25 protein-coding genes and 2 pseudogenes are annotated in these 22,504 nt (G+C 46.7%); 5 read left to right on the forward strand and 22 right to left on the reverse strand.

Going from position 1 to position 22,504, the window contains the following annotated elements; translation table 11 throughout:
* Nucleotides 1-434: 434 nt before the first annotated feature.
* The 5 genes from JCM11969_RS04865 to JCM11969_RS04880 form a co-directional block, all read right to left on the reverse strand.
* Nucleotides 435-674 (reverse strand): YdeI/OmpD-associated family protein, encoded by a 240-nt coding sequence (locus JCM11969_RS04865; RefSeq protein ID WP_054708912.1) that lies wholly within the window; start codon nucleotides 672-674, stop codon nucleotides 435-437.
* A 191-nt stretch (nucleotides 675-865) separates the two neighbouring features.
* Nucleotides 866-1,498 carry an LCP family glycopolymer transferase gene (locus tag JCM11969_RS04870; RefSeq protein ID WP_156319256.1) on the reverse strand — a complete coding sequence of 211 codons (633 nt, stop codon included), beginning with the start codon at nucleotides 1,496-1,498 and terminating at the stop codon, nucleotides 866-868.
* A 289-nt stretch (nucleotides 1,499-1,787) separates the two neighbouring features.
* The gene (locus tag JCM11969_RS19710) at nucleotides 1,788-2,075 is read right to left on the reverse strand and encodes a LysR family transcriptional regulator substrate-binding protein (protein ID WP_263850008.1); all 288 of its coding nucleotides are present in this window, start codon (nucleotides 2,073-2,075) and stop codon (nucleotides 1,788-1,790) included.
* A gap of 44 nt (nucleotides 2,076-2,119) precedes the next feature.
* The gene (locus tag JCM11969_RS19715) at nucleotides 2,120-2,647 is read right to left on the reverse strand and encodes a LysR family transcriptional regulator (protein WP_263850009.1); all 528 of its coding nucleotides are present in this window, start codon (nucleotides 2,645-2,647) and stop codon (nucleotides 2,120-2,122) included.
* 34 nt (nucleotides 2,648-2,681) lie between these two features.
* Nucleotides 2,682-3,086 carry a MarR family winged helix-turn-helix transcriptional regulator gene (locus tag JCM11969_RS04880; protein ID WP_054708918.1) on the reverse strand — a complete coding sequence of 135 codons (405 nt, stop codon included), beginning with the start codon at nucleotides 3,084-3,086 and terminating at the stop codon, nucleotides 2,682-2,684.
* A gap of 146 nt (nucleotides 3,087-3,232) precedes the next feature.
* Between JCM11969_RS04880 and JCM11969_RS04885 the strand changes: the two genes are divergently transcribed.
* A complete protein-coding gene (locus JCM11969_RS04885) occupies nucleotides 3,233-4,114 on the forward strand; it encodes an AEC family transporter (protein ID WP_054708921.1) in 882 nt (293 codons plus the stop codon).
* 69 nt (nucleotides 4,115-4,183) lie between these two features.
* On the opposite strand, the gene JCM11969_RS04890 is transcribed toward JCM11969_RS04885, so the two are convergent.
* The 4 genes from JCM11969_RS04890 to JCM11969_RS04905 form a co-directional block, all read right to left on the reverse strand.
* Nucleotides 4,184-5,122 carry a DHH family phosphoesterase gene (locus tag JCM11969_RS04890; protein WP_054708924.1) on the reverse strand — a complete coding sequence of 313 codons (939 nt, stop codon included), beginning with the start codon at nucleotides 5,120-5,122 and terminating at the stop codon, nucleotides 4,184-4,186.
* A 78-nt stretch (nucleotides 5,123-5,200) separates the two neighbouring features.
* On the reverse strand, nucleotides 5,201-6,055 hold the full coding sequence (locus JCM11969_RS04895) for a metallophosphoesterase family protein (protein ID WP_054708926.1): 855 nt from the start codon (nucleotides 6,053-6,055) through the stop codon (nucleotides 5,201-5,203).
* 996 nt (nucleotides 6,056-7,051) lie between these two features.
* Nucleotides 7,052-8,176, reverse strand: a complete 1,125-nt coding sequence (locus JCM11969_RS04900) for a GGDEF domain-containing protein (protein ID WP_054708929.1) — start codon at nucleotides 8,174-8,176, stop codon at nucleotides 7,052-7,054.
* 199 nt (nucleotides 8,177-8,375) lie between these two features.
* Nucleotides 8,376-9,173: a hypothetical protein gene (locus JCM11969_RS04905; protein WP_054708932.1), complete on the reverse strand. Its 798-nt coding sequence runs from the start codon at nucleotides 9,171-9,173 to the stop codon at nucleotides 8,376-8,378.
* Nucleotides 9,174-9,295: 122 nt separating this feature from the next.
* Here JCM11969_RS04905 and JCM11969_RS04910 point away from each other — a divergent pair, with 122 nt between their 5' ends.
* Nucleotides 9,296-9,838, forward strand: coding sequence for a TetR/AcrR family transcriptional regulator (locus tag JCM11969_RS04910; protein ID WP_054708935.1), 543 nt, complete (start codon nucleotides 9,296-9,298; stop codon nucleotides 9,836-9,838).
* A gap of 482 nt (nucleotides 9,839-10,320) precedes the next feature.
* On the opposite strand, the gene JCM11969_RS04915 is transcribed toward JCM11969_RS04910, so the two are convergent.
* The 3 genes from JCM11969_RS04915 to JCM11969_RS04925 form a co-directional block, all read right to left on the reverse strand.
* The gene (locus JCM11969_RS04915) at nucleotides 10,321-10,971 is read right to left on the reverse strand and encodes a hypothetical protein (RefSeq protein WP_156319257.1); all 651 of its coding nucleotides are present in this window, start codon (nucleotides 10,969-10,971) and stop codon (nucleotides 10,321-10,323) included.
* A gap of 152 nt (nucleotides 10,972-11,123) precedes the next feature.
* Entirely contained in the window at nucleotides 11,124-11,975 is an 852-nt protein-coding gene (locus JCM11969_RS04920) for an aldo/keto reductase (protein WP_054708941.1), read from the reverse strand.
* Nucleotides 11,976-11,996: 21 nt separating this feature from the next.
* Complete coding sequence (locus JCM11969_RS04925) at nucleotides 11,997-12,866, reverse strand: aldo/keto reductase (protein WP_054708943.1); 870 nt, start codon at nucleotides 12,864-12,866, stop codon at nucleotides 11,997-11,999.
* 111 nt (nucleotides 12,867-12,977) lie between these two features.
* Between JCM11969_RS04925 and JCM11969_RS04930 the strand changes: the two genes are divergently transcribed.
* Nucleotides 12,978-13,850 (forward strand): LysR family transcriptional regulator, encoded by an 873-nt coding sequence (locus tag JCM11969_RS04930; RefSeq protein WP_054708946.1) that lies wholly within the window; start codon nucleotides 12,978-12,980, stop codon nucleotides 13,848-13,850.
* A gap of 89 nt (nucleotides 13,851-13,939) precedes the next feature.
* Nucleotides 13,940-14,494: a TetR/AcrR family transcriptional regulator gene (locus tag JCM11969_RS04935; protein ID WP_054708949.1), complete on the forward strand. Its 555-nt coding sequence runs from the start codon at nucleotides 13,940-13,942 to the stop codon at nucleotides 14,492-14,494.
* A gap of 4 nt (nucleotides 14,495-14,498) precedes the next feature.
* On the opposite strand, the gene JCM11969_RS18750 is transcribed toward JCM11969_RS04935, so the two are convergent.
* The 5 genes and pseudogenes from JCM11969_RS18750 to JCM11969_RS04955 form a co-directional block, all read right to left on the reverse strand.
* Nucleotides 14,499-14,882: an MBL fold metallo-hydrolase gene (locus JCM11969_RS18750; RefSeq protein ID WP_225353147.1), complete on the reverse strand. Its 384-nt coding sequence runs from the start codon at nucleotides 14,880-14,882 to the stop codon at nucleotides 14,499-14,501.
* A 101-nt stretch (nucleotides 14,883-14,983) separates the two neighbouring features.
* A pseudogene (locus JCM11969_RS18755) lies at nucleotides 14,984-15,337 on the reverse strand (MBL fold metallo-hydrolase); the annotation flags it as partial.
* A 173-nt stretch (nucleotides 15,338-15,510) separates the two neighbouring features.
* The gene (locus JCM11969_RS04945; protein WP_054708952.1) at nucleotides 15,511-16,191 is read right to left on the reverse strand and encodes a hypothetical protein; all 681 of its coding nucleotides are present in this window, start codon (nucleotides 16,189-16,191) and stop codon (nucleotides 15,511-15,513) included.
* Nucleotides 16,192-16,339: 148 nt separating this feature from the next.
* A complete protein-coding gene (locus JCM11969_RS04950) occupies nucleotides 16,340-16,609 on the reverse strand; it encodes a Mor transcription activator family protein (protein ID WP_054708955.1) in 270 nt (89 codons plus the stop codon).
* Nucleotides 16,610-16,789: 180 nt separating this feature from the next.
* Nucleotides 16,790-17,575 carry an NlpC/P60 family protein gene (locus JCM11969_RS04955; RefSeq protein WP_054708958.1) on the reverse strand — a complete coding sequence of 262 codons (786 nt, stop codon included), beginning with the start codon at nucleotides 17,573-17,575 and terminating at the stop codon, nucleotides 16,790-16,792.
* A gap of 369 nt (nucleotides 17,576-17,944) precedes the next feature.
* Here JCM11969_RS04955 and JCM11969_RS04960 point away from each other — a divergent pair, with 369 nt between their 5' ends.
* Nucleotides 17,945-18,526 carry a hypothetical protein gene (locus tag JCM11969_RS04960; RefSeq protein ID WP_054708962.1) on the forward strand — a complete coding sequence of 194 codons (582 nt, stop codon included), beginning with the start codon at nucleotides 17,945-17,947 and terminating at the stop codon, nucleotides 18,524-18,526.
* Nucleotides 18,527-18,583: 57 nt separating this feature from the next.
* Here JCM11969_RS04960 and larD read toward each other — a convergent pair.
* From larD to JCM11969_RS04985, 5 genes and pseudogenes are all read right to left on the reverse strand, one after another.
* Nucleotides 18,584-19,293 (reverse strand): annotated as a pseudogene (larD, locus tag JCM11969_RS04965) (D/L-lactic acid transporter LarD).
* 161 nt (nucleotides 19,294-19,454) lie between these two features.
* Nucleotides 19,455-19,697 (reverse strand): hypothetical protein, encoded by a 243-nt coding sequence (locus JCM11969_RS04970; RefSeq protein ID WP_225353144.1) that lies wholly within the window; start codon nucleotides 19,695-19,697, stop codon nucleotides 19,455-19,457.
* Between the two features lie 162 nt (nucleotides 19,698-19,859).
* Nucleotides 19,860-20,552 (reverse strand): 2,3-diphosphoglycerate-dependent phosphoglycerate mutase, encoded by a 693-nt coding sequence (locus JCM11969_RS04975; RefSeq protein WP_054708965.1) that lies wholly within the window; start codon nucleotides 20,550-20,552, stop codon nucleotides 19,860-19,862.
* Nucleotides 20,553-20,732: 180 nt separating this feature from the next.
* Complete coding sequence (locus tag JCM11969_RS04980; protein ID WP_054708968.1) at nucleotides 20,733-21,320, reverse strand: sugar O-acetyltransferase; 588 nt, start codon at nucleotides 21,318-21,320, stop codon at nucleotides 20,733-20,735.
* Nucleotides 21,317-22,435: an AI-2E family transporter gene (locus tag JCM11969_RS04985; protein ID WP_054708972.1), complete on the reverse strand. Its 1,119-nt coding sequence runs from the start codon at nucleotides 22,433-22,435 to the stop codon at nucleotides 21,317-21,319. Before JCM11969_RS04985 ends, JCM11969_RS04980 begins: the two co-directional genes overlap by 4 nt.
* Between the last annotated feature and the right edge of the window lie 69 nt (nucleotides 22,436-22,504).

Raw genomic sequence — 22,504 nt, forward strand, 5'->3', positions numbered from 1 at the left:
CTCGAATGGATCTCCATCGACTCGCACATCAGTAACCGACCAAAGAACGGTCGCTAACTGATGTCGACACCACAGCACCGTGCCAAATTACTCCATTTCACTGACGTTAAGCTTGCTTGTTACCACTAGTTAAGCATTACCATGGCGTTAAACCTAGTTTGCAGAGAATCCGCCCTCGACTGCCATTAAGCCCATTGACAGCAATGCTTTTAATGATGTGCAAATTGCCCGTGCCGATTAATTAACAGCCTCCATGACACCACTTATAAAGGCTTACCATCAATGCTGACGATTACAAGTATCGTGGCGTAGTCGTGCCGGTCGGCATTGCATGCTATGGTGTCGGTGGAACAAAACGACATCAAAGCCCTCCTTTGAATTACTTAACAATGGAAATACCCTTCGGAAGGCAAGGGACGGTTCTCTCAACGCGCTTACTTTTGCGAATCATAGGCCCGCTTTGACTTAAACCCAGCCCGAAAAACGATTTTCATTTGTTCAATATGTCGTTCCTTCGTTGCCTCAGCCTTGGCGCCAAAAATGAATCTGGCCCATTCTCGTTGGTAACCTGGGGTGAGGTCGTTGAAGAACTTAAATAAAGTCTCATCATCCTTCAGTAGATCTGCCACTGCTGGAATATCCTTTTCATAATCAGCTAAACTCTTTTGTGCCAAAAGTAGTCACGTCCTTTGTTTTAAGTTGCCATTAGTATACCATGCCTGATAATGACACCAATTATGACATTTTACTACCCATGATGTCGATTACAAGTATCGCAGCGTAGTGAAACCGTTCAGCAATTAATGCCATTTGACTCATCTAACAAAAACCACTCCCAGCGTATAAGAGGAGTGGTTTTTTGCGATTACTTAAGGGTCGCTGAAATGGCCTTTTGAACGTGGGTTAAGTCAGTCGGCGTTGCAAGTGACAAGGTCTGCCCGTTAGCAACCCTCTTGGCACCCGTTAACCGTTGTGTCTTAACCGTTCTCGTTGCTGCGAGATAGTCGCTGGTGATGGTCTTAAGCTGACGCGTTGAGAAACTCGTGCTGGTGTTATCCTTTAACACGTTTAAAGCCCCAACTTTCGCTAGGTTAGTTGCCGTTTTCTGAGTTGTGACAACGGCGCCATCCACTGACACGTGCATTAAATCGCGCACTGTCTGCACTGCTGTGGTTGCGCCGCCAGCATCAAAAGCGGTTGATAACGGCATCAGCGCATAGTTCTTATACCCGCGGATCGTTGTTTCCTCGTTATTTGGAATCTGGGTTAACAGCGTTTCTTGTTTCTTCGGATTCAGCGAAACGAGTGTCATGCTTGACTGCGTTTTGCCATTATCAGTTGTCCCGATTACTAGGACGTTTAACGGCTCGTGACCACTCACCTTAGTGCTAGCAGCCTGTGTCGGTTGCACACCGAGCTTGAACCAGGCAAACCCAACGCCAATAACAAGTACCGCAACGATTGCCAAGAACTTAACATTTTTCAAAAGTTTCATCATTGAGACCCCCTTCAATTGATTACGGGCCTCATTATGGGGGTTTCTGAAAAATACCGCGACGTCAAATTCTACCAGTCTCAGGTATATCGGTTTTATAAGAGATACCTGAAAGCTTGGTATGACAATGATTCTATAAAATGAGATAAACGGCACAATTTCAAAAATCCAACAATAATCAAACTAATTTCAAGTAAAAAGGCTTACTAACGCTTATATGTCGGCGTTAGTAAGTCATACTTTTAAAGTAAATCTAATATGCAAAACTAGTGGTTGTGCCAGCAAGCACTGCCTAATCGTGAAATTGCTGAATGAATAGTTTAAGCAGCGGACTGGCAGCCGTGTCTTTGGGCCAAAGTAATTTCGCCTGCGTCCGCCACCCCGCAAAATTAATCGGGTGGATCGTCACACCGATGCCGAGGTAGGCCAGCCCGACCGATTCTGGCACCAGTGCGACGCCGAGCTTGGCGTTTGCCAGCTGCACCGCTGTCCGCGCGTCGTCACAATAGCTGGCAATAAATGGATTAATGTCCTGTTCAAAGAACGTTTGATTGAAAATATTACGAAAGCGCCGGTACACGATCAGCGGCAGGGCGTCCAGATCATGAATCGAGATTCGAGACGCTAATCCCGTTTCATAGGCTTAGGCACGACCGCCACCATCCGTTCTTCCATGAGTGCCTCCTCGCGCATGTGGCGCACCGAAAATGGTGTCCGCACGATTGCAGCATCGATTTGATGCTTCTCAAGTTGGTCAATCAACTGATAGGTGTCACTCTCTGAAATCAATAATTGGACGTTGGGGTAGTAGTCGGTGATGGTTGCCAGCGTGTTGGGCACGACTCCAACAGCAGATGAGATCATCCCCAACCGTAATTTCCCGGAAACAGCGGTGCCCAAAAAACGCACCTGGTGATCCGCTTCCGCACGCAGTTGAATGAGTTGGTCAGCATAAGCCAACAGCAGTTTACCGGCATCCGTCGGCACCACCCCCTTGGCACCCCGATTCAGCAGCTGCACGTTGAGTTCGTCCTCAAGGTTGCTGATCTGCCTGGAAAGCGGTGGCTGGGCCATATGTAGCTGTTTGGCAGCGGCCGTAAAACTGCCCATCTCAACGACCGTTTTAAAGTAAGATAACTGGCGAAATTCCATGATTCATCCCCCAATGGATCGTTAGCCGCGCCGACTAGCGTTTTTTCTTTTGAATAATAACTTGGTAGAGCCGCGCCAAATCCGCCTGGGTCTGTTCTGAATCGCTGACGCCAGCTTGGGCAAACAGCTCCTGCCACCACTGTGACAAAATGGCCTGCAATCCGCGAACGGTCTTTTGCCCCTTAGCGGTTAAATTAATGACGCGGCGCCGGGCATCCGCTGGGTCAACGACCTGCGTCACAAATCCCTTTTTTTCAAGGCTGCGCATATGGCGCGTCACGATGCCTGAATCCAATACCATTTTATACGCCACTTCGCGTTGACTGATACCCGGATTATCGTTGATAAACAGCAGAATATCGCCCTCGGTGGTGTGCACGCCGAGCTTCCCAAACTGGGCTTTGATCTCCACCTTCGATTCCCGGTAGATGCCAGCCATATACTTACTAAAAAATACAAATGGTCCATTTTTTCACTTCCCGTTCTTGACAAATTTAGTATAGCACACCTAAAATAGAATTAATTAGCTGACAAGTCAGCTAGTTTTCACGTTATTGGATGCTTGAAACGTTGGGAGTAATCAAAATGAACATCACAGTCTTATTAACACAAATTGGCATCATTGCCGCTCTGATCATCACGGGGATCGGCATCAAACGGGCGGGGTCACTCAGCGGGTTTACCGTTTCGGACCTCACGAATATCTTACTGTACGTCGTTTCCCCCTTCCTCATTATTAACTCGTTTGAAATGCCATTTTCCACCCGGTATTTAAAAGAACTGCTTCTGATCGTCATCGCATTGGTCCTGTTTTATCTCATCGAAATCGTCGTGTCAAAGGTGCTGTTTCACGGCGTTCAGGATGGTGCCACCAAGCGCGTCCTTGAATTTGCCAGTATTTATTCCAACGCTGGCTTCATGGGGATTCCACTCGTTCAGGCGCTGTTTGGCAGTAAGGGTGTTTTCTTTGCCTCAATTTCACTGGCTATCTATAATATTTTTAACTGGACGCACGGCATTGGGTTGTTCGAAAAACAGGCCAGCCGGCGTGACACCTTACGTCAACTCATTAAGAATCCCAATTTGTGGGCGGTGATTGTCGGATTGGGCATCTTCATTGGCAACGTTGATCTGCCGCATCCCGTCAACCAATTTCTCACCGACATCAGCAACCTGAACACGCCACTTGCCATGTTTGTAGTGGGTGCCAGTCTGGTACAGGTTCGCATTAGCAAGCAAACCCTCAACGGCCACCTTTGGTTGTCATTAGCGTTGCGCAACCTGATTTTTCCAGTTGTCATGATCGTCCTGTTGAAGGTGCTTGGCGTAACGGGAACGGGCGCGCTGGCAACCATCCTCATGGCCGCCTGCCCCACCGCAAGTTTGGTCGTGCTGTTTTCAGTTCAGTACAAGTCCGACACAAACCAGGCAATCCCGCTATTTGGTATTTCGACACTGGCTGCTTAGTCACGCTGCCACTCATTTATGCATTAATCTAAAAAGAACCGCCTATCGGACATCGATAGCGGTTCTTTTTTATGGTTGTTGGTTTAAGTGATCCAGATCGGCCAATAGCGCGTCAACCATGGCCCGGTCTTTCACGTAGGCGCCGCTCGCTAGCGGATGCCCGCCACCACCGTACTTGCGGGCAATCGGCTCAATTGAAACGGCCTTGGAGCGGAAGTTGACCCGGTAGCGACCATCGGCCTGTTCGCTGATGACCACCCAATCCCGCACTGTTGAAACCTGACCGATCAGCGGCACAACGTCATCAAGGTCACCCTTCTTCAGGTCAAACTGACGCAGCGTTGCTAGGTCTAAAATCACGTAGCCCAGCCCCGTTCCAGTTAAAGTAAAGTTAGTCAGAATATAAGCTTCCAACCGGGCTGTCTGGGGTGTGATCTCGTAGTCGTGGTGACTGATTGCAGACACATTGATGCCCGTTTTCGCTAAGGCAGTCGCAGTGGCCAGCGTGTCGGCCGTCGTACTATCATACAAGAACCGGTTGGTATCCCCCACGATACCAGCATACAGCGCTGTGGCCGATTTCTGCGATAATATTAAATCTGGAATGTGCAGGGTCAATTTGTAAATCATTTCAGCACAACTTGCCGACTGGTCATCGACCCAAACGATATCGCCAAAGTGGTCAACATCTGGGTGATGGTCAATTTTAATGACCTGTTTGGCCTGCCGATACGCGGGCGAAGCATCTAGGCGTGGCGTATTGGCAGTATCAACCACGATGACCAGTGCCGTTGTATAAACGTCATCCGTGATTGGCGTCATGTCACCGATCCAAGTCAGCCCAGCTTGCGTCACCCCTGGCGTATACACCTGCTTATCCGGGTAAGCCTCCCGAATCAGCGTTGCCAATCCAGTCTGTGAACCAATGGCGTCTGGATCTGGATTTTGGTGACGCAGGATCACAATGGTTGCGGCCTGTTTAATTGCGGTACCGATTTCTGTGAACATTGCTATGCTTCCCTTCGTGTCAGTGGTACGGCTTATTTATTGTTGCTTTCTTGATTGTTATTAAATCATCGCTGGTGGTTATTTTTCCTCAAGTTCCTTCAAAAAATCAATCACTGTTTGCCGATAGTTGTGCGCATCATTGATTTTGCCAAGCACCTCTGCGTTATGCGTTGACGCATTGCCCGTTTCAAGAAGATGTTGATAAACGCTCACGTATGGAAAATGCCGGTCCTTCGCGATTTGAATCTCTGTTTCCCATGAAAATAGAACCCGGCAGAAATGCACATCCATGACCTTGCCATCAGCCAGGGTCAAAAGCAGATAGCTCGCGTCTCGGTCAGCTAGAAATTTTTGTCGGGTAAACCAACTCTGCCCGACAGAGCCTGGATTCAACACCATCTGTTCCGAGGAAGTGTACCGCCAAAGTGGGGTGTGGGTATGCGCATATATCGCGATGTCCACGTCCTCATCTGGCGTAATGGCATCGAAATTTTCCTGTGCTTCAACCGGAAAGAGCGTGTGCCCGCGATTGATGTTCGGTAAATTATGAGTCAGCGAAATCGTTAACCCATCCATTTCCTTACGTCCCGTCATGGGCAATTCGTGCAACTGTTTGTCGCGTTCAGGGCCGAACCGGTCGTAATCGTACGCAACTAACATGGCGTAGTAAACCTGAGTCGGGTCATCCAAGTTGATCTTTTTAGTATCAGTAAACATATTGTAAGCTGATTCCCAATTTCCCTTGAGATACTGTGTCGTGTTCACTTCACTCAGCAGTTGATAGCAGTCTTCAGACGACGGCCCGCCAAACGCGATATCACCAAGCGACCAGATCTCATCAACGTTAAATTTTTCAGCGTCCGCTAGCACAGCACGCATGGCAGTTCCGTTACCATGGCTGTCCGAGAGAACGGCAATTGTATGTGTTGTCATAGCATTCTTCCTAACTAAATAGTGTCCCCTCTATTTTAAGCCAGGTTGCACAAAAACGCGATGATTTACTCAGAGTGATGAGTGCCATCGCATTTAATGGTGGGATAATTACGCTTCGTTGCGCCGGTCGGCCCTGCAGGCTGCTGTCAGAGTGTGGAGCAGGCCGGGTAACTCCCGGATTGTAAGGCGACTTTGCCGGAAATTCCGGGCTTGAATTTCTGGTAAAGTCGCCTTACACAGTAGGGAGTTGGCCTGCGGAGCACGTTTCGGCAATGTAAAAGCGTCGCTCCGGAGCTATTGAATTTCTTGTCAGAAATTCAAGGATCTCCTCCGTCTCCCGTGTTTGTAGGCGAGGAAAGAACCCTCGCCAACAAACACCGACACCACAGCCTGCAATGCCGACCGGCTTCACTACGCTAACATTTGCGCATCATCGAAACAAATACTAACTCAACTATTGCAGAACAAGACGTTGTTCAACTACTATAATATTCATAATATCCTGTCAATCCGCAATCACCATCACTAAGTTCGCTGTCATTCGATTATCAGCAGTCGAGTGCGGATAATCTTCGAACCAGGTTTAATTGGATTACGGTACTTGTGTGAAAGTGAGAAGCATGCTCACAGTTAGTGGAATGGAGTCGTTTGGCGCGGAGCTGTGGTGTCGATGCTGCCAGAGTGTGTAGCAAGCCGGGTAACTCCCGGAGTGTAAGGCGACTTTGTCGGAAATTCCGGTTCTGAATTTCTGACAAAGTTGACTTACACAGTAGGGAGTTGGCTTGCGGAGCACGTTTCCACAATGTAGCAGATAAGCGGGCCACCTAGTGATATGCGAGACGATGGAGATCCATTCGAGAGCTGCGCAGCAGAAATCGAATTAGCTTCATCGCGAGCCACCACACGGAGTGCCAAATTGCGGAATGCAACGACCAAATAAACTGAATCCTAACACAACACACTGTTCAATTACCGCTGCGCCATTTCAGTAGCCACTCAATTGCGCCCTTGTGCTTTAGCTTGATAAAGTAATTCATCGGCTCGCTGATAGAAGTCAGTGGCTTTTTCATCCTGGTGACTGAGTTGCGCAACGCCGAGTGAGATGGTGATCGACATCCGCTGTTCATTGTAATGAATCACCTGTTCAGCCATCCGCGCCTGCATCCCTTTAGCGATTCGGGTTGCTTGGTCAAGGGTCACATCAGGCAACAGTAAATTAAACTCTTCACCGCCGACACGACAGGCCACGGCGCCTGGAAATGGTGAGACGACATCATTTAAGAAGCGGCCCACTGACCGCAAGATTTGATTACCAGCCAGATGACCGTATTGGTCGTTAAAACTCTTAAAATGGTCAACATCCAGTGTGATCATCGTCAGCACGTCATCGGTGTCGTAGTATTGGTCGTAGTCCTTTTGCAGTTCATTACGAAACGTCCCAAAGTTTGGAATTTGGGTGAGCGCATCCACCGTGGCGCGGGTGGCGACGTTCCAGATATAGGTATTATCGTCGTTTAATCGCGTTTGTGTGTAAATCAGTGCGGCGTTCATGACGATAAACGCAAACCAGTTATCCCACAGCATGTGCGGTGTTACGGTAGAAACGCCAGGTAGTTTCACAAAAAGCAGGATGCCCCATGTACAGACATCTAAGATATCCACGGCCACAATGAGCATTTTCAGACCAGTGCGGCTCCGATTGACCAGCACCGTCATGCCAACCAAAATGGCACACATAATCACTGTGCTAATCGCGTTATCGATGCGCATTTGCGTGCCGTTTAAAAATAAGATCTGCGCGACCATTGTCCCGATTGCGACCCAGGCCAACCCACGAATTCTCAGATATAGCAGCACATAAAATAAAATCAAAATGCCGAAGTTCAAAAATCCTAAGGCGTTGTTGGTCAGTCCGATCCGATATTGCACATACCCGCTGATCAGCGTCCAATAGGCTACGCTGTAAACAAACAATGGCCCCTTTCTAAAATTAATTTTGATCGCATTATGTTGCGTGAGACGCGCGACTGTTTTACCGAGTGTCTGGTAAAACAACAGGAGTCCCAGCACCATAAAGATACCCGTAAATAGTGGCTGCACGAGCCATGTTGTTTCTGTCATTTCGATGTCCTCTGTCAGTGTGCGCGACCCCCACCAGCAGCCTACTCGATATGTCCTCCAAATATGTACAAATGAACCAGCTTGTTAAGGCCATCAACGATTGCCTCAAGGTTGCGGGTTCATTCTTTATTATACTAAAGATTGTGCAAAATAGTTACACTAATAAACACTATTCAAAAATATGTCGGTATTCAGCCCGTTACCAAATCGTTTTCTTGCCATTTGGCATCGTTTTGGGCTTTGCTGGCAGTTTGTGCAGCACCCAGAAGGCGCGGATCGAAAAGAAGATTGCGACCACGCCGACCACGTAGAACCACGGGTTGTTTTGGATACTGAAATAACTGCTGATAGTTGCCCACATGTTGGTCAGCAGGAATGAGTTGATCGTGCCGACGCAAATGACGATGGCCAGTCCCCACGAGGCACCAAGCCGCGTGCCGCGTTTTTCCCAGTACAGACCAGGCATGATGCCCATCAGGATGTTCGTGAAGATGTACCATTTCAACATGGCGGGATCATTCATGAAGACCCGGAACAAATTGACCGTGGGAATCATGACCAGCAGCCAGCCGAGCACCTTCCACCAAGCTTGGGCAACCGTGACGGCTGACCCCCAGATATCAACGCGTTCGACGTAGATACAAAGAACAAGGTTGTAAATTTCGAACAGTGTCCAAACGACCTCCGCAATCGAAGCAGCCGTAAATACCCAGAACCCGCCAGTGGCGTGCGATGCAAGGGCAAACACAAAGATCCCCATGCTGTCGATGGCAAAGTAGAACGTGTGCATCAACACGTTGTACGGTGATTTTTTCTCCCGGTTGACCAGCAGGAAACTGTAAATATATTCGATGAACCCAATCGCAAAGGTAAGTCCCGCTACCGCTAAAGCTGCGATGTAGTGGGGATTACTGGGGCTCAGTGCGTTGACAAAGTCAGTTAAACTGTACGTTGTGCCGTTGTAAGTGGCAAAAACAGTATGAAGCATTGACCACATAATGAAGACCTCCTAATGGATAATTGCTTGATTGTCCATTATTATAGAAGGTAATATCAGGTGTTTCGTACCAGTTATTTAAAATGTGTGCATTATCTTTTATCGTTTTGAGGTGAAGAAAAATGGATCGGCGAATCATAAAAACGAAAACAAAATTACGCGACGCCCTCTTCACGCTGTTGGCGGATAAGCCCCTCACGAAGATTACGGTGGCGGAGTTGTGCCGCACCGCCCAGATCGACCGGCGAACCTTTTACATTCACTATGAAAAAGTAGCCGATATTTTTGAAGATTTTTCGGATCAATTGTTTACCGAAGTGGACCACGCCCTGACCCACAACTATGACACACCAGAAGCCCTGTTAGCGGTATTCGACCGCATCCTCATGAGCAACTTTACCGGCTTTAAACTACTGTGTCTCAACCAGCAGCACCGCCCCTTAGTCGACCAGCTGCAGCAAATGTTGTTTCAGGCACTCTGCGGAGAACTCCTGGGTAATCGACCAGACGGCGCTTCGCAAATTGTCTTACAGCAGCTAACAGCTGGCCTGCTAAACGCCTATGTCTACTGGTTTAACCATCCCGACACCGTTTCATATGAGGAACTGAGCACGATAAATGAGCACGTGGTGCGGGCGAATCTCGCTTTGATTTCGCGACACTGAAAGGGTCTTTCTATTGTTTGGCGAGTGATTTAAAACACGCTAATGTGGCGCTTCATTGATGGTAAAGTCTTCAAAAGTGGGGTCATGAAACCTGTTACTCAATTGTTACCAACGACTTGCCCATTGTGAGAAGCATGGCTGTCAATGGGATTACTAGCAGTCGAGGGCGGATTCTCTGCAAACTCGTTTGAACGCTATTGCGATGCTTAATTAATGGTAAAAAATAAGCTCAACGTCAGTGGAATGGAGCAATTCGGCAGGTTGTCGTGGTGTCGACATCAGTTTGCGACCGTACTTGGGTCGGTTACTGATGTGCGAGTCGACTGAGATCCACTCGAGAGCTGCGCAGCAGAATCGAGTTAGCTCAGTCGCGAGCCACTACGACGGCCTGCCGAATTGCGGAATGCAACGAACTATCCACCCAATACTTCAAAAAAGTCAGTGCAATCAAGGGATTCCCATGATTGCACTGACTTTTCAGTCTACTGACGAATATTGGTCACAATTAATTTCGAGTCCACGTTATAAGCGAGTTTCCAAACCTCCTGAAACGATTTCAGCTTACAATTGCGATAAGCCGTTTGCTGAATGGTTTTGGTTTCTTTTGGTTTAATGAAATAGTCACGCGCTTCAGCAAAGACCACCACGTGCGGGCGATTCTTGTCTGGCGTGACTTCCTGTTTGAGATTTAAAATTTTAAGATCATCGACCTTGTTGAGCTTGCCTTCAATTGCCCACCGGTCGAGGACCTTTTTTTGTTCGAGAAAATAATCCGGTTGCATGAGGGTGGCGAGGTCAGCTTGCTGATTCACCGACCAGGCGGCTTCAACCTCAGTGAAGAGCGGTTCAAATTGGGCTGCTAATTTCGGGTCAATGGGTGCCGTTTCGCGAACCCGGTTGCGCCATTTTTTCCGAAGTCGAACCGCCATCTTTACCCCGCTATAGCCGACATACCCAATCGCAACATATTCTTCGGCGGTGTTAAACCAGGTCGAGCGGCCGGAACTATATGATCCCCCGAAGCCCCCACCGCCGCCTCCTCCGCCACCGCCACCACCCGCGCGAGCAGCAGCCGTGACTGGCATCAGTAATAGCCAGACCAGACAAATAAACGATACACCCCATTTTTTCATGCGTTCCCCCGATTGTGACGACCCCATCGTCGCGACTTAGTCCTCTTAGTATCGCATAGTTAGGTGCAAAAATCGATGTCATTTCTGAGGTTGGGGGTATCAAAAAACCACCCAGGAAGTTATTCCGAAGTGGTTTTTTAACTCATCTAGTCTTACGCATGCACGTCAAACGCAGATAACAACATGTCACCCACACCCGGTGCATCGGGATCATGCATCCCTTTTCCGGTATCTAGTGTTCGGATTTGCGCCAACTCATCGGCCGTCAGTTCAAAGTCGAAAATGTCGAGATTACTCTTAATGCGTGCTTCGTGAACGGATTTCGGGAAAACGATAATGCCTTCCTGATTTTCAAATCGCAGGATGATCTGCCCAACGTCTTTTTGATACTTGGATGCCAAGGCGGTCAGGACTGGTTCCTTAAACAACGTCTGGTTGCCTTGCCCCAGCGGTGCCCAAGCCTCAATCTTCACATCGTCGGTCGCTAAAAGCGCGCGAAGGTCCTGCTGTTGAAAGTATGGGTTAAACTCAACTTGGTTCACAGCTGGCATCGTGGCAAATTTCGGCACGAACTGTTGCCAAAGTTTAGGGGTCATATTGGAAACACCGATAGATCTGATTTTACCCGCTTGTTTGGCAGTTTCCAGTGCCCGCCAGGCACCTGGCACGTCGCCGTATGGTTGGTGAAGCAGATACAGGTCCAGATAGTCCAGCCCTAGTTTTGTTAAAGAAAGTTCAATCGCTTTTTGTGCCGCCTCCTCGCCGTAGTCTTGCAGCCAAAGTTTACTGGTGATCCAGATCTCGTCGCGGGGAATGCCGCTGTCCTTAACTGCTTGTCCCACTTCGCCTTCATTGAAGTAGGCAACGGCCGTATCAATGTGTCGATACCCAAGTTTCAGTGCTTCTAAAACAGCTTTATAGGTTGAGCCGTCACTGGGAATTTGGAAGGTGCCAAACCCAATAGCCGGAATCTTGTTGCCATCATTTAAGGTGATTGTTTTCATAATCTGTCTCCTTTTTTATCTCTAATCGTGTAACTGTGCCAGACTTGAACCGAAAATCTGTTCAATGGTCACCGGATCACGGTGGTCAAAGAATTGGCTTTCTTGTTTGTCCAGACTATTCATGGTCGCCATATCGGCGTCTGACAGTTCAAAATCAAACACCGCGATGTTTTCTGCCATTCGGTTTTGATGGACAGACTTTGGAATCACGGTAATGCCGCGTTGCAACAACCAGCGGAGGATCACTTGACCGTTTGTCTTGCCATACTTAGCAGCGATGCCAGCAATCGTGTCATCCGTAAAAATGCCATGCTTGCCCTCCGCAAACGGTGCCCAGGCTTCGACCTGAACGCCTTCGCTTTGGTTAAACCGCACTTCATCCGGTTGCTGGTACCACGGACTGACTTCGATCTGGTTCACAGCTGGTTGCGTCGTCATCGTCAACTCAAGGTTCTTCAGTTGATCCGCGTAGAAATTGGAAACACCGATTGCCCGAATCTTACCGGCTTGCTGAGCTTCTTCTAACGCTCGCCAAGCCCCCATCGTGTCCCCGTATGGCTGATGCAACAGGTAGAGATCCATGTAGTCAAGGCCCAAACGTTCCAGCGATGCATCGATACCTTTCTTTGCCCGGTCATAGGTGAAGTCAGAGACCCAGAGTTTCGATGTGAGAAAAATGTCTTCCCGCTTAATCGAACTCTCGCGAATCGCCTTACCGACGGCTTCCTCATTCTGGTAAGCGACGGCCGTATCGATCAGCCGGTAACCCGTATTCAAAGCGTCACTGACGGCCGTTTCAGCTTGGCTAAGATCTGGCACTTGAAACACCCCGAAGCCAAGTTGCGGCATGTCAACACCGTTGTTCAATGTGATTGTTGGAATAGTTGTCATCGTTCGTACCTCCAAATTTGATGTTGTCCCTATCATAAGGCCGAACCAGCCATTTGAAAATTACTAGTCGTACATGGTAGTATACGGGTAACGTATACTGGAGGTGCCGCGATGATCGACAACTATCTGTTAGAAGAACTGGCCACGTTTGCCCAGACTGGCACACTGGCTGAAACGGCAAAACAACTGAACGTCACGCAGCCCACCGTCACCCGCGGCATGCAAAAGCTGGAGGACGCCTTAAACGTGCGGTTATTTGACCGACAGCCGAATCGCATTGCACTGACCGCGACGGGTGAACTGGCAGCAAATGAAGCCGCACAACTCTTAGCAGCCCAGACACAATTCGTGACGAAAGTGCAAAATTTTGACCGCCAGCAACACGAAGGCACAATTGGCGCCACGATTCCGGGTCCGTTGCTGATGCTGCACGCTTTAAAGTCCCAGTTACCATCCCACACTCGTGTGAATGCGGAGCTGCAATCAGCTGATAACCTGGTTGCGTTGTTAGACAGCAATGCGTTTACCCTGATTTTTACCAACCAGGAGATCAGCACCCCCACCGTTGAATCGCGGTTTATCGGGACAGAAAACTTGGCGGTCAATTTGGATCAATTTATGTATCAGGCGAATCAAACCAGCGTGTCGTTTAACGACCTTAAGGGGTTAAGCTTCGTTGTCCTTGGTGCCATTGGCCCTTGGCGTGACATCATCCAAAAAGCTATTCCCGATGCGACCTTTATGTACCAGGCCGAACAAGAAGCGATGAAACAGCTGACGACTTATGCCAACTTTCCGTATTTCACTTCAAATCTATCGATGCTCGACCCAGGATTTAGGCAGCAGCTTAAAGAAGACGACCGCGTTAACCTGCCGATCACGGATGAAAGTGCCCATATGCCGATTTATGCGAGTTATTTGAAGACTGAGAAACGGCGGGTGGCAACGGTGATTCAGATGATGGGCGCACAGTGGCCTCAATAATTTTTACCGTTCTTAGATGTCACTGAAACGACACCCAGGGAAAAAACCTAGGTGTTGCGATTCACAATCATTTATAAGGAAGCGATCATGTGCCCGACGATCTACGCGTTATCAAAACCAACCGTGACATCAAACAAGCCTTTATTAACCTGCTACAAACAAAAGGCTTCAACAAAATTACCGTCCAGGATATCTGCCAAGTGGCGCTTATCGGTCGAAGTACGTTTTATCACCATTACGTCGACAAATATGACCTCTTACAAAAAATGGTTAACCAGATTGAGACAGACTTCGATAATCTTCTCAAAAATAGGTTGCAGGAAGTGGCTTCTGATTCACTACTCACCTTTCTGTATCAGTCACTCCATCAGCATAAGACTGAATTTCTCACATTGATTGCCATTCAGGTTGACGAAATCAATCTTGAAAAGGGACTCACAACTATCATTAGTCGTGACCTGGCAGCTTATTTAACAGCACAAAGCCACACTGAGTTACCCGTCTCAACCGAATTTATCGCAACCCTGTATGCCAATAACGTGCTGACCGCGATCAAATGGGCGCTCGAACACGATGATCCGGATGAAATTTCAACTTTCATGAATGGCATCATGCAAGCGTTAACTGCTAAACATTTGAACTAGTGCCTTAATAAGGCAATTCAATGACGTGCTGTTCTGTCTGTGTATCGTGATTTGCTAAAGCTTCCACACAGTTTGGATCATGGGCCATTTCGTGAACCCAGCCAAGCGACGTGAGGGCCTTTTTTCTGCTGGTACAGATTCCCGGTGTCACCATGTTTTCCCAAGAGGCAGCCGCGTACCCTGTGTCAGCAGCCAGAAGAACGTAGCGATTGTCAGACCCCCTCACCAGCGTTGATGACATGCCGGAAGCGTGACCCGGTGTGGCGACCTGCAGGACACTACCGTCACCAAAAACATCCATTGCTTCGTTAAACGGCCCAACGTGGACATGGTCATACTCATAGGTATCCACGTTAACGCTTTTCCATTCACGTGGCAGATAAACCATCGGTACCTTATTGCTACGCGCCATTCACGAGAAGAGACAAGGATCTTCTTGGCATCCTTGACCAGTGGCAACCCACTCGCATGATCACAGTGTAAGTGACTCATTAAGACGTAGTCGATGTCGCTGGTTTTATAGCCAAGGGCTGCCAGCCGTTCATCTACCGCCCAGCCTGCTGGCAAATATCCCTTGTTAATTTGAACCTGCATACCCAACTCTTTCCAGTTACTAGTTCGAACAAGTTTGTTCCAGCCGGTGTCAATCAGAATCAATCCCTTTGGATGTTCAATGAGATAACTCGAAACAGGTAACGTGATTTGATTAACTTCGCTGCGAAATAATCCAGTAACGGCAAGCGGATTTCTGAACTGGCCATGAAACGGGAGTGCTTTGTCAACTTTAACGAGTCCGGTGTGAAGCACGTGAATTTTAATTGTTTGGTTTGCCACTTGAACCATCCCTTTTTGTTTTGATGAGGCTAGTATATCGTCAGGTTTTAAATTGGGGTAGCATCAATTTGAAACCTTATGTATCATATCTTACACAACGTTTAATGTTGTTTTATAACTCAAAAAAAGATCACCTCACAGAACTGAGATGATCTTTTGTGATTTTGAAATGCTAAATTTAACTAGTTATTTTGCGGCAGTACATGGAAAATCAATGTTTCGCCAACTTTAGATGTTACAACATCGGGATACGTTGTATCTACGACATCGTAGCCAGTTGGGATATCAGCACTTGAAGCCGATAATACACTTGTAATATCTTTTAAGACACTCTTCATGCTAGTCCCTTTACTTAATGACGCACCTGATTTTAATAGTTTTGAAGGGATAATCCATGTAGCAGTTGCCACTGTTGCACCAGAGTCAGCGTTAACGTACTTAAACGTAAGACTATTGCTACTTGTTGCTACCGTAGGATCTGTTGCGGTGCTTGTGCCTGAAGTAGCTGCAAATTTGCCCTTAGTTAAGTAGTTCCGCCAAACATACCCACTTGCCGAGTTGCTCTTATTTTTGACATAGTAGAAAATGCCAGTCTTTTTACCATTAGTTAACTTAACACTCTTTTGAACGTACCAAGTCGTTTTCGGATAGTTTTTCAAGTTATGCTGTTTTTTCGTTAAAGTGCTATTCCATAAATAAACTGATTTAGTTGCGTTATTAGCATGATAAGCAGGTGTCGTGCTAGCATAACTCTTCGTTTTAACAGTTCGATATGCAGCGCTAGCGCTAACCTGTTGCGTAGTGAATCCAACGCCAAGTGTCAAGGCACCTAACGCTAAACTTTTAAAGATTATCTTATTCATATTGAATCCCTCTTTCACCTATTCGAGTACCTTAATTTAAAAGCACCATGTCCTGTATCAGTTCCACTTGACTCACAATAGCATTATACAATCCTCATTATCAATACTTTTACAGGTAAAAAAGGTTAAGAAATATACTCGGATAAAATCACTCTTCCACATCTTTTTGATTAATCATCTGTCGCACCCATTTTTCTGAATATTGATACTTTCTTGCCAGTTGTCTTGTGTTCGTTCCATCGTACTGCTCACGAATTCGTGTTCGTGCATAGTCCCTACTATACAGATGGATTGGAATCGTCAGCTGTGTACCTCGATATTCTTCCCAAATAGCGAGCATCGCATCCGTCCCTATCAAATCATTCACTTGCTTGTAAAATCCCTGCAAGGCTTGGACATCAACATCCGACTTTTTCAATGAATCCCGCCTCCAATCATTACCCTAAAAATCAACCCTACAAGAAGTTTATCAATTTAATAGCGCATAAGATACATACATTATACCTTATACTTTCCTTGATATCGTCTAATACACCTGTAAATACAAATACAGAACCTAATTGTAAAATTACAAATAGATTCTGCATCGATGTTGAAATTAACCCACGATCCGTCTAACATTGCCGTTAAATCTTGTTTTCCAACGTGGATCGTTTAGGCTTGAAATACAAACGCCGCGCGTATCTGAATTCGGTGAATCATGTAAGAATAATTTATTCCCTAAATAAATTGCAACGTGACAGTTAACACCCTCATCCTTAGCTGTGAAGAAGAAAATATCCCCGCGCTTCATCGCCGAAGGTTTCACTTTGCGCCCCATATGAATCAGGGAGTACGTTGTACAACTCGAAGTTGGACCCAATTTCACGCCTGATTTTGCGTAAATATAGTGAATAAATGACGAACAATCAAATCGTTTTCGTGCGATATTATAGGCTGATCGGCCGCCACCCCATAGATATTTTGATTTACCAACGTACTTAGAGCCCGCAGCAATCGCCTTTTCGACTTTTGAGATATTGCACTTTAATTTGCTGGTATTAAAGACCATATACTTACCACGAACCCAATAATAAGCTGTACCCACCTTGATCCGGTAATAGCCAGTCTTAGTGTTGGTTTCTGCCCGTTGATCCACGTGGTACCAGTGACCAACCAGGTTCATAGTGCTCGTACTGCCAAGCTTTTTATAGCCGTTTAACCCATACGGTTTTGAGTACACAGGCTCGTGCGCAGTTTGAACCTTCATATTATAATTTAGGCGACTATGATAGACTAACCATTCGTTAAACGCCGTTGCCCGCATCCAACCAAACTTTGTTTTATACGAAATATCGGAAGCTGTTTTAGCGACTCGCGAAAGTTTCAGCTTGTCCTGTGACATTCCCTTTGCTGACTTAGCAGCCTTAACACCTTTAGCGTATGGTGCCTTATAGAACGGATACTTCGTTTTCTGTAATGTTTTGGTGGCTGAATATGCGCGATTATATAAGTCGCTACTATCCGCTGCTTGTGCCGTGATGACATTTGAAAGTAGCAGACCAATTACTGTAACTACCCCAATACAAATAAGTTTTTAAATCGTTTTACTTTGTTTCATGATTACATCTCCCCAGATTATCTACATATTAAAAAATACCTTATCCATTTATATTTGGGTAAGGCATTCTTCAAGTTAAAAGTACTTTATACTTTCTTGATTGTTATTGATATATTAGGTGCAGTAAATACTATTGGGAAAAAGGAGACACCTATGTTTAACGTTAAAAAGACTATTATTGGTTTGACCATCGCTACCGCAACAGCCTTTGGCATCCTAGCTGTGCAATCAGAGCAAACACCCGCATTAGCAGCTAATAAATATCAAACGGCAACACACTTTAAGTATCTGTCTTCAACACCTTCAGCATTAAAGGGAAACTGGTATACCTATACTGGTAACGCTAAGAAACATTCCCTAAAAACACTTATCATCGGTAAGAACTACTTGTCAGTACCAACTCGTTTGGATAAGACTGGCTCAAAATATTTTACCAAGCATTATACATTTACCAAAAACTATTCTAATGGACACGCCAATCTAATAAAAACTGATTTAGGGTGGTACTATTACGCTGTGAATATTAACCCCAACTATACTGTCAGCAATAATTATTTGACATTTGGCATCGTTAAGCCCGGAAAAATCGGCAAGCAGAAAGTCCTATACTGGTACCTGTACAATTCAGGTGCAACCTACATGAAAATTTATACGCACACCAAAAAATATAATGCACATCAACAGTACACTAAATCAACAAAAGGAACGACTGTCTTAGCCTTTCCATCCAAATAGACACAAAAAAAGAAGCTCATTACGGGCTTCTTTTTACAATCATGAATTGACTGCCAATTACATTCCCAAATAAAACTTCGCAAACAAAACAGCAGCCCCCGCCCCAAAGAATGGTGCGATTCCGGGCACTAATAGTCCGTACTGCCAGTCAGCGTTGGCCTTATTCTTAATTGGCAACAATGCAAAGGCAATCCGCGGCCCAAGGTCCCGTGCCTGGTTCATGGCGAACCCAGTTGGGCCACCAAGTCCCATCCCAATGGCCCAAACTAACAGGCCGATACCAATTTGCATCACACCGGGCGTCTTAATCGTCACAATCACTAAAATCCCAGTCAGGAAAATGAAGGTATCAAAAAATTCGACGAAGAAGTTCCGTGGCAGGTTGCGCACACCTGGTGCGGTCGAGAAGATGTTCCGAATCGTCACTGGATCAATCTTGTCATACGGTGCTTGAACTGGTCGGCATACATAATGTACACGATGACGGCGCCTAACACCCCGCCGATCATTTCAAAAATGGAAATTTCAATAAACCGGATGAACGTGATATTCCCCAAGAAAAATTGGACCAGCGCCATAGCGGGGTTTAAACAGATCGTTGGAAAAATAAACAGTACGATGGAAATCCCAAATGCCCATGTTGTGATGGCAAACAAGTGGCCTGAACCGTGGTACTTTGTGTCATTTAAAACTGTGTCGGCATGAACACCCACCCCAAATACGATCATTAAGGCGGTACCCATTAATTCTGCAAATAATTGATGCATCTCTTCTTCAATCCTATCTATCTTATGTCTAGTATTAGTTATATATAAATCATCGAATCATTATGGTAAATGATGGCATAAAAATACCGCTGAGATCGTAACTTTCGAACTTCAGCGGTATCAATCAATAAACGCTTCAGTTTTGGTGGTACAGGTGGTGCTTAGCTGTTAGCAACTGAATGTTTCTCATCCAACACATACTGGAAGGCAACTGTGCTCTCCAGAACGTTGGCTTTAAACAACCCCTTGATCCCCGACTTCTCATCAGTGACGACTACGAAATACTCGCCCTCAACTTCTTTTGACCGTTCAAAGGTTTCATATTCGCCCTTAAAGCCGTTCTTGCGAAAAACACTGATGATCTTTAACATCTCACGTTGTGATACTTCTGTTTCGTTATTCAAGGTTGTTGATACTCCATTTTCTAAGGTTTAATTGATTGTCTTCATTGGAAAACGGCGACCAAACCACAACAGTATGGTGCACCGCTGTCCGTTTGTAACGGTTCTTGACACAATAAAAAGTCGGCCCTTACAGACCGACTTCCTAAGTTGGCGGAAATTGGATTAGTCGCCTAACTTAGTCTTGTTAGTAACGTTTAATTTTGCATCGAAATCATAAACAACTGGTTGGCCAGTCTTCATTTCGAGGTTGATGATATCGTCATCGCTGATCCCTTCGATGTACTTGCTGAGGGCACGTAATGAGTTACCATGGGCTGCGATGATGACGTTCTTGTTATCAAGCAGCTTTGGGGCGATTTCATCTTCCCAGAAAGGCATCACCCGTTCGAGGGTAACCTTCAAGTTTTCACCACCAGGAACGATGTGTGGGTCCAAGTTAGCGTAACGACGGTCGTTAGCAGCTGAACCTTCGTCGTCGGCTCTCAACAGTGGTGGAAGGACATCGTATGAACGACGCCAGATGTGAACTTGTTCGTCACCGAACTTCTCTGCGGCTTCAGCCTTGTTTTGGCCTTGCAATGCGCCGTAGTGACGTTCGTTCAAACGCCAAGTCTTGGTTTCTGGAATCCAGAGTTGGTCTGAGTATTCCAAAGCGTAGTGCAACGTCTTGATGGCACGGGTCAAAACAGATGTGTAGGCCTGGTCAAATTCGATGCCGGCTTCCTTGATGAGCTTACCAGCATTGATTGCTTGCTTAACACCTTCGTCACTAAGATCAACGTCGACCCAACCAGTAAATTGGTTAGATAAGTTCCATTCACTTTGTCCGTGACGGATCAGTACTAATTTTGCCATTAGTCAATAACCTCTTTCTTCTTTTAATTACTTTGCTATTTTACACCAAAATAGAATGAATTACAGCAGGTAAAACGGGTTTCACAAATGAAAACGGGACCAATTGTGATTCTGGTAGGTTCCAATTTACCGAAATTAAAACATGTGAATTTTTAAAACGATGTGGGCTGGTCTTGGCGACTAAAACGGCGTCAGTTCAACGCGGTCCGCTTCGTTAATTTCCCGAACTGGTTTGGCGGGACTCCCCACCGCAATGACCCCAGCGGGAATATCGTGGGTGACCACGCTGCCAGCCCCAATGATACTGCCAGTGCCGATCGTGACACCAGCAGTCACCACACTATTGGCGCCGATCCAGACGTTATCACCGAGTGTGATCGGCGCACTAGTACCAATGCCAGCCGCCCGTTGTTCAGGCAGTATCGCGTGCCCAGAGCAGGCGATCACAACGCCGGGCGCAATAAACGCATTAGAACCAATCGTCACTGGTGAGGAATCAAGAATCGTGACGTTGCTGTTTAGCAGGGTCATGCCCTTAAAGTGAACGTTAAACCCATAGTCACAGTGAAAGTTAGCAGCTACGATCGGTAAATTTTCGGTAGTCTCAAAGAGTTGCATCAAAATTTTCTGACGTGCCTCACCCACACTTGGGTCCATTTGGTTCAGTTGCCAGCACAAATGGTCGGCCCGTTGGCGTTGGTCGTTTGGTGCGTCCTGATACCGCGACACATATGATGGATTGCCTGTCATGAGATTCTTAAACGTCATTTTTCATCACCTGAATGGTCCGTCTTGTTACGCCGCCAGTCGCGGTTCTTTAGTTTCTTAAGTTGCTGCTCGGTTAATTGCTGCAGCTGAGCTGGCGGCACGTGCAGGCCGTGCGCACGTTTCACACCCAGAATATCCAGGAAGAACGTAAACACCGGCACACCGACGATCAGCCCCCAGGTGCCCCAAAGCGCTTCACCGGCCAGTAACACAACGAACGTGTAAAAGATCGGCAATTCCGTTTTGCTGGACATGAGTTTGGGATTCAACACGTACGCTTCCAGCGTATGCACGATAACGAGCAGAATGACGATATAGACCACCGTTCGAACCCCGCCAACGGAATACCCGATCAGAGACAGCGGAATAGCGGAAATAATCACCCCAGCGACGGGCACCAGACTCAGGATGAAGATCATGATGGCCAGTACCAGCAGTTGCGGCATTTGCAGAAACGCTAGACCAATGGTTGTAACTGCTGTGTTGACGATAGCAATCACGAACTGGGCTTCGATGACGACGCCAAAGGTATCTGAAAACTTGTGGGCAAAATAGTACACATCTTGGAAGAACCAGCCGTAGTCACTATCTAAAAATAGTTTAGAAAACGACCGCATCGGCTTTTCCTCAATGGTGAAAAAAAAGCTTAGGATCAGTGACAACACAAACGTCAGGCCAAACGAGCCAATACTTGTCAGGTAGTCCATGATGAGCTTAATGCCACCCTTTACCTGCGGCATAATGTTCGATTTGCCGACCCAGTCGGCCACCCAGCGCATCTGCGCATTCGTGTCACTGGAAGCACTTTGATAGAATTTGTAAATCGACTGCACCGTCACAACGACCTTTGTGGCGACCTTTGGCAAATAGATCGTGATGGCAAAGTACATCCCGAGAATGATCAGCACATACACGGTGATCACAATGAGCCGCGATGGGATCCGCACGTGTCGTTGGACAAAGTGAATCAAGCGCAGGACTAAAAACGTAAAGATAAAGGTTAACAGGATCTTGCTCATTTGCGACCGAACCAGCCAGAGAATCAGGATGATGAACCCCAGCACGGTCCAGCGACGCAGTGTTACATTTTCAACAAATCGATGATAAATTCCCACTCAGGTCACCTCAACTTCAGTCTCATTTAAATTTCAGGGTATTTAAAAGCAGTTTCCGCGGGCAACTAG

It is taken from the genome of Secundilactobacillus paracollinoides DSM 15502 = JCM 11969, from assembly GCF_001311135.1.
GTDB classification, from domain to species: domain Bacteria; phylum Bacillota; class Bacilli; order Lactobacillales; family Lactobacillaceae; genus Secundilactobacillus; species Secundilactobacillus paracollinoides.

Bases quoted from the DNA above. Each gene is read 5' to 3' on its own strand.
- JCM11969_RS04870 (WP_156319256.1), bottom strand. From the start codon at position 1,498: ATGATGAAACTTTTGAAAAATGTTAAGTTCTTGGCAATCGTTGCGGTA.
- JCM11969_RS19715 (WP_263850009.1), bottom strand. From the start codon at position 2,647: ATGGAATTTCGCCAGTTATCTTACTTTAAAACGGTCGTTGAGATGGGC.
- JCM11969_RS04880 (WP_054708918.1), bottom strand. From the start codon at position 3,086: ATGGCTGGCATCTACCGGGAATCGAAGGTGGAGATCAAAGCCCAGTTT.
- JCM11969_RS04885 (WP_054708921.1), top strand. From the start codon at position 3,233: ATGAACATCACAGTCTTATTAACACAAATTGGCATCATTGCCGCTCTG.
- JCM11969_RS04890 (WP_054708924.1), bottom strand. From the start codon at position 5,122: ATGTTCACAGAAATCGGTACCGCAATTAAACAGGCCGCAACCATTGTG.
- JCM11969_RS04895 (WP_054708926.1), bottom strand. From the start codon at position 6,055: ATGACAACACATACAATTGCCGTTCTCTCGGACAGCCATGGTAACGGA.
- JCM11969_RS04900 (WP_054708929.1), bottom strand. From the start codon at position 8,176: ATGACAGAAACAACATGGCTCGTGCAGCCACTATTTACGGGTATCTTT.
- JCM11969_RS04905 (WP_054708932.1), bottom strand. From the start codon at position 9,173: ATGTGGTCAATGCTTCATACTGTTTTTGCCACTTACAACGGCACAACG.
- JCM11969_RS04910 (WP_054708935.1), top strand. From the start codon at position 9,296: ATGGATCGGCGAATCATAAAAACGAAAACAAAATTACGCGACGCCCTC.
- JCM11969_RS04915 (WP_156319257.1), bottom strand. From the start codon at position 10,971: ATGAAAAAATGGGGTGTATCGTTTATTTGTCTGGTCTGGCTATTACTG.
- JCM11969_RS04920 (WP_054708941.1), bottom strand. From the start codon at position 11,975: ATGAAAACAATCACCTTAAATGATGGCAACAAGATTCCGGCTATTGGG.
- JCM11969_RS04925 (WP_054708943.1), bottom strand. From the start codon at position 12,866: ATGACAACTATTCCAACAATCACATTGAACAACGGTGTTGACATGCCG.
- JCM11969_RS04930 (WP_054708946.1), top strand. From the start codon at position 12,978: ATGATCGACAACTATCTGTTAGAAGAACTGGCCACGTTTGCCCAGACT.
- JCM11969_RS18750 (WP_225353147.1), bottom strand. From the start codon at position 14,882: ATGGTTTATCTGCCACGTGAATGGAAAAGCGTTAACGTGGATACCTAT.
- JCM11969_RS04945 (WP_054708952.1), bottom strand. From the start codon at position 16,191: ATGAATAAGATAATCTTTAAAAGTTTAGCGTTAGGTGCCTTGACACTT.
- JCM11969_RS04955 (WP_054708958.1), bottom strand. From the start codon at position 17,575: ATGTCACAGGACAAGCTGAAACTTTCGCGAGTCGCTAAAACAGCTTCC.
- JCM11969_RS04960 (WP_054708962.1), top strand. From the start codon at position 17,945: ATGTTTAACGTTAAAAAGACTATTATTGGTTTGACCATCGCTACCGCA.
- JCM11969_RS04975 (WP_054708965.1), bottom strand. From the start codon at position 20,552: ATGGCAAAATTAGTACTGATCCGTCACGGACAAAGTGAATGGAACTTA.
- JCM11969_RS04980 (WP_054708968.1), bottom strand. From the start codon at position 21,320: ATGACGTTTAAGAATCTCATGACAGGCAATCCATCATATGTGTCGCGG.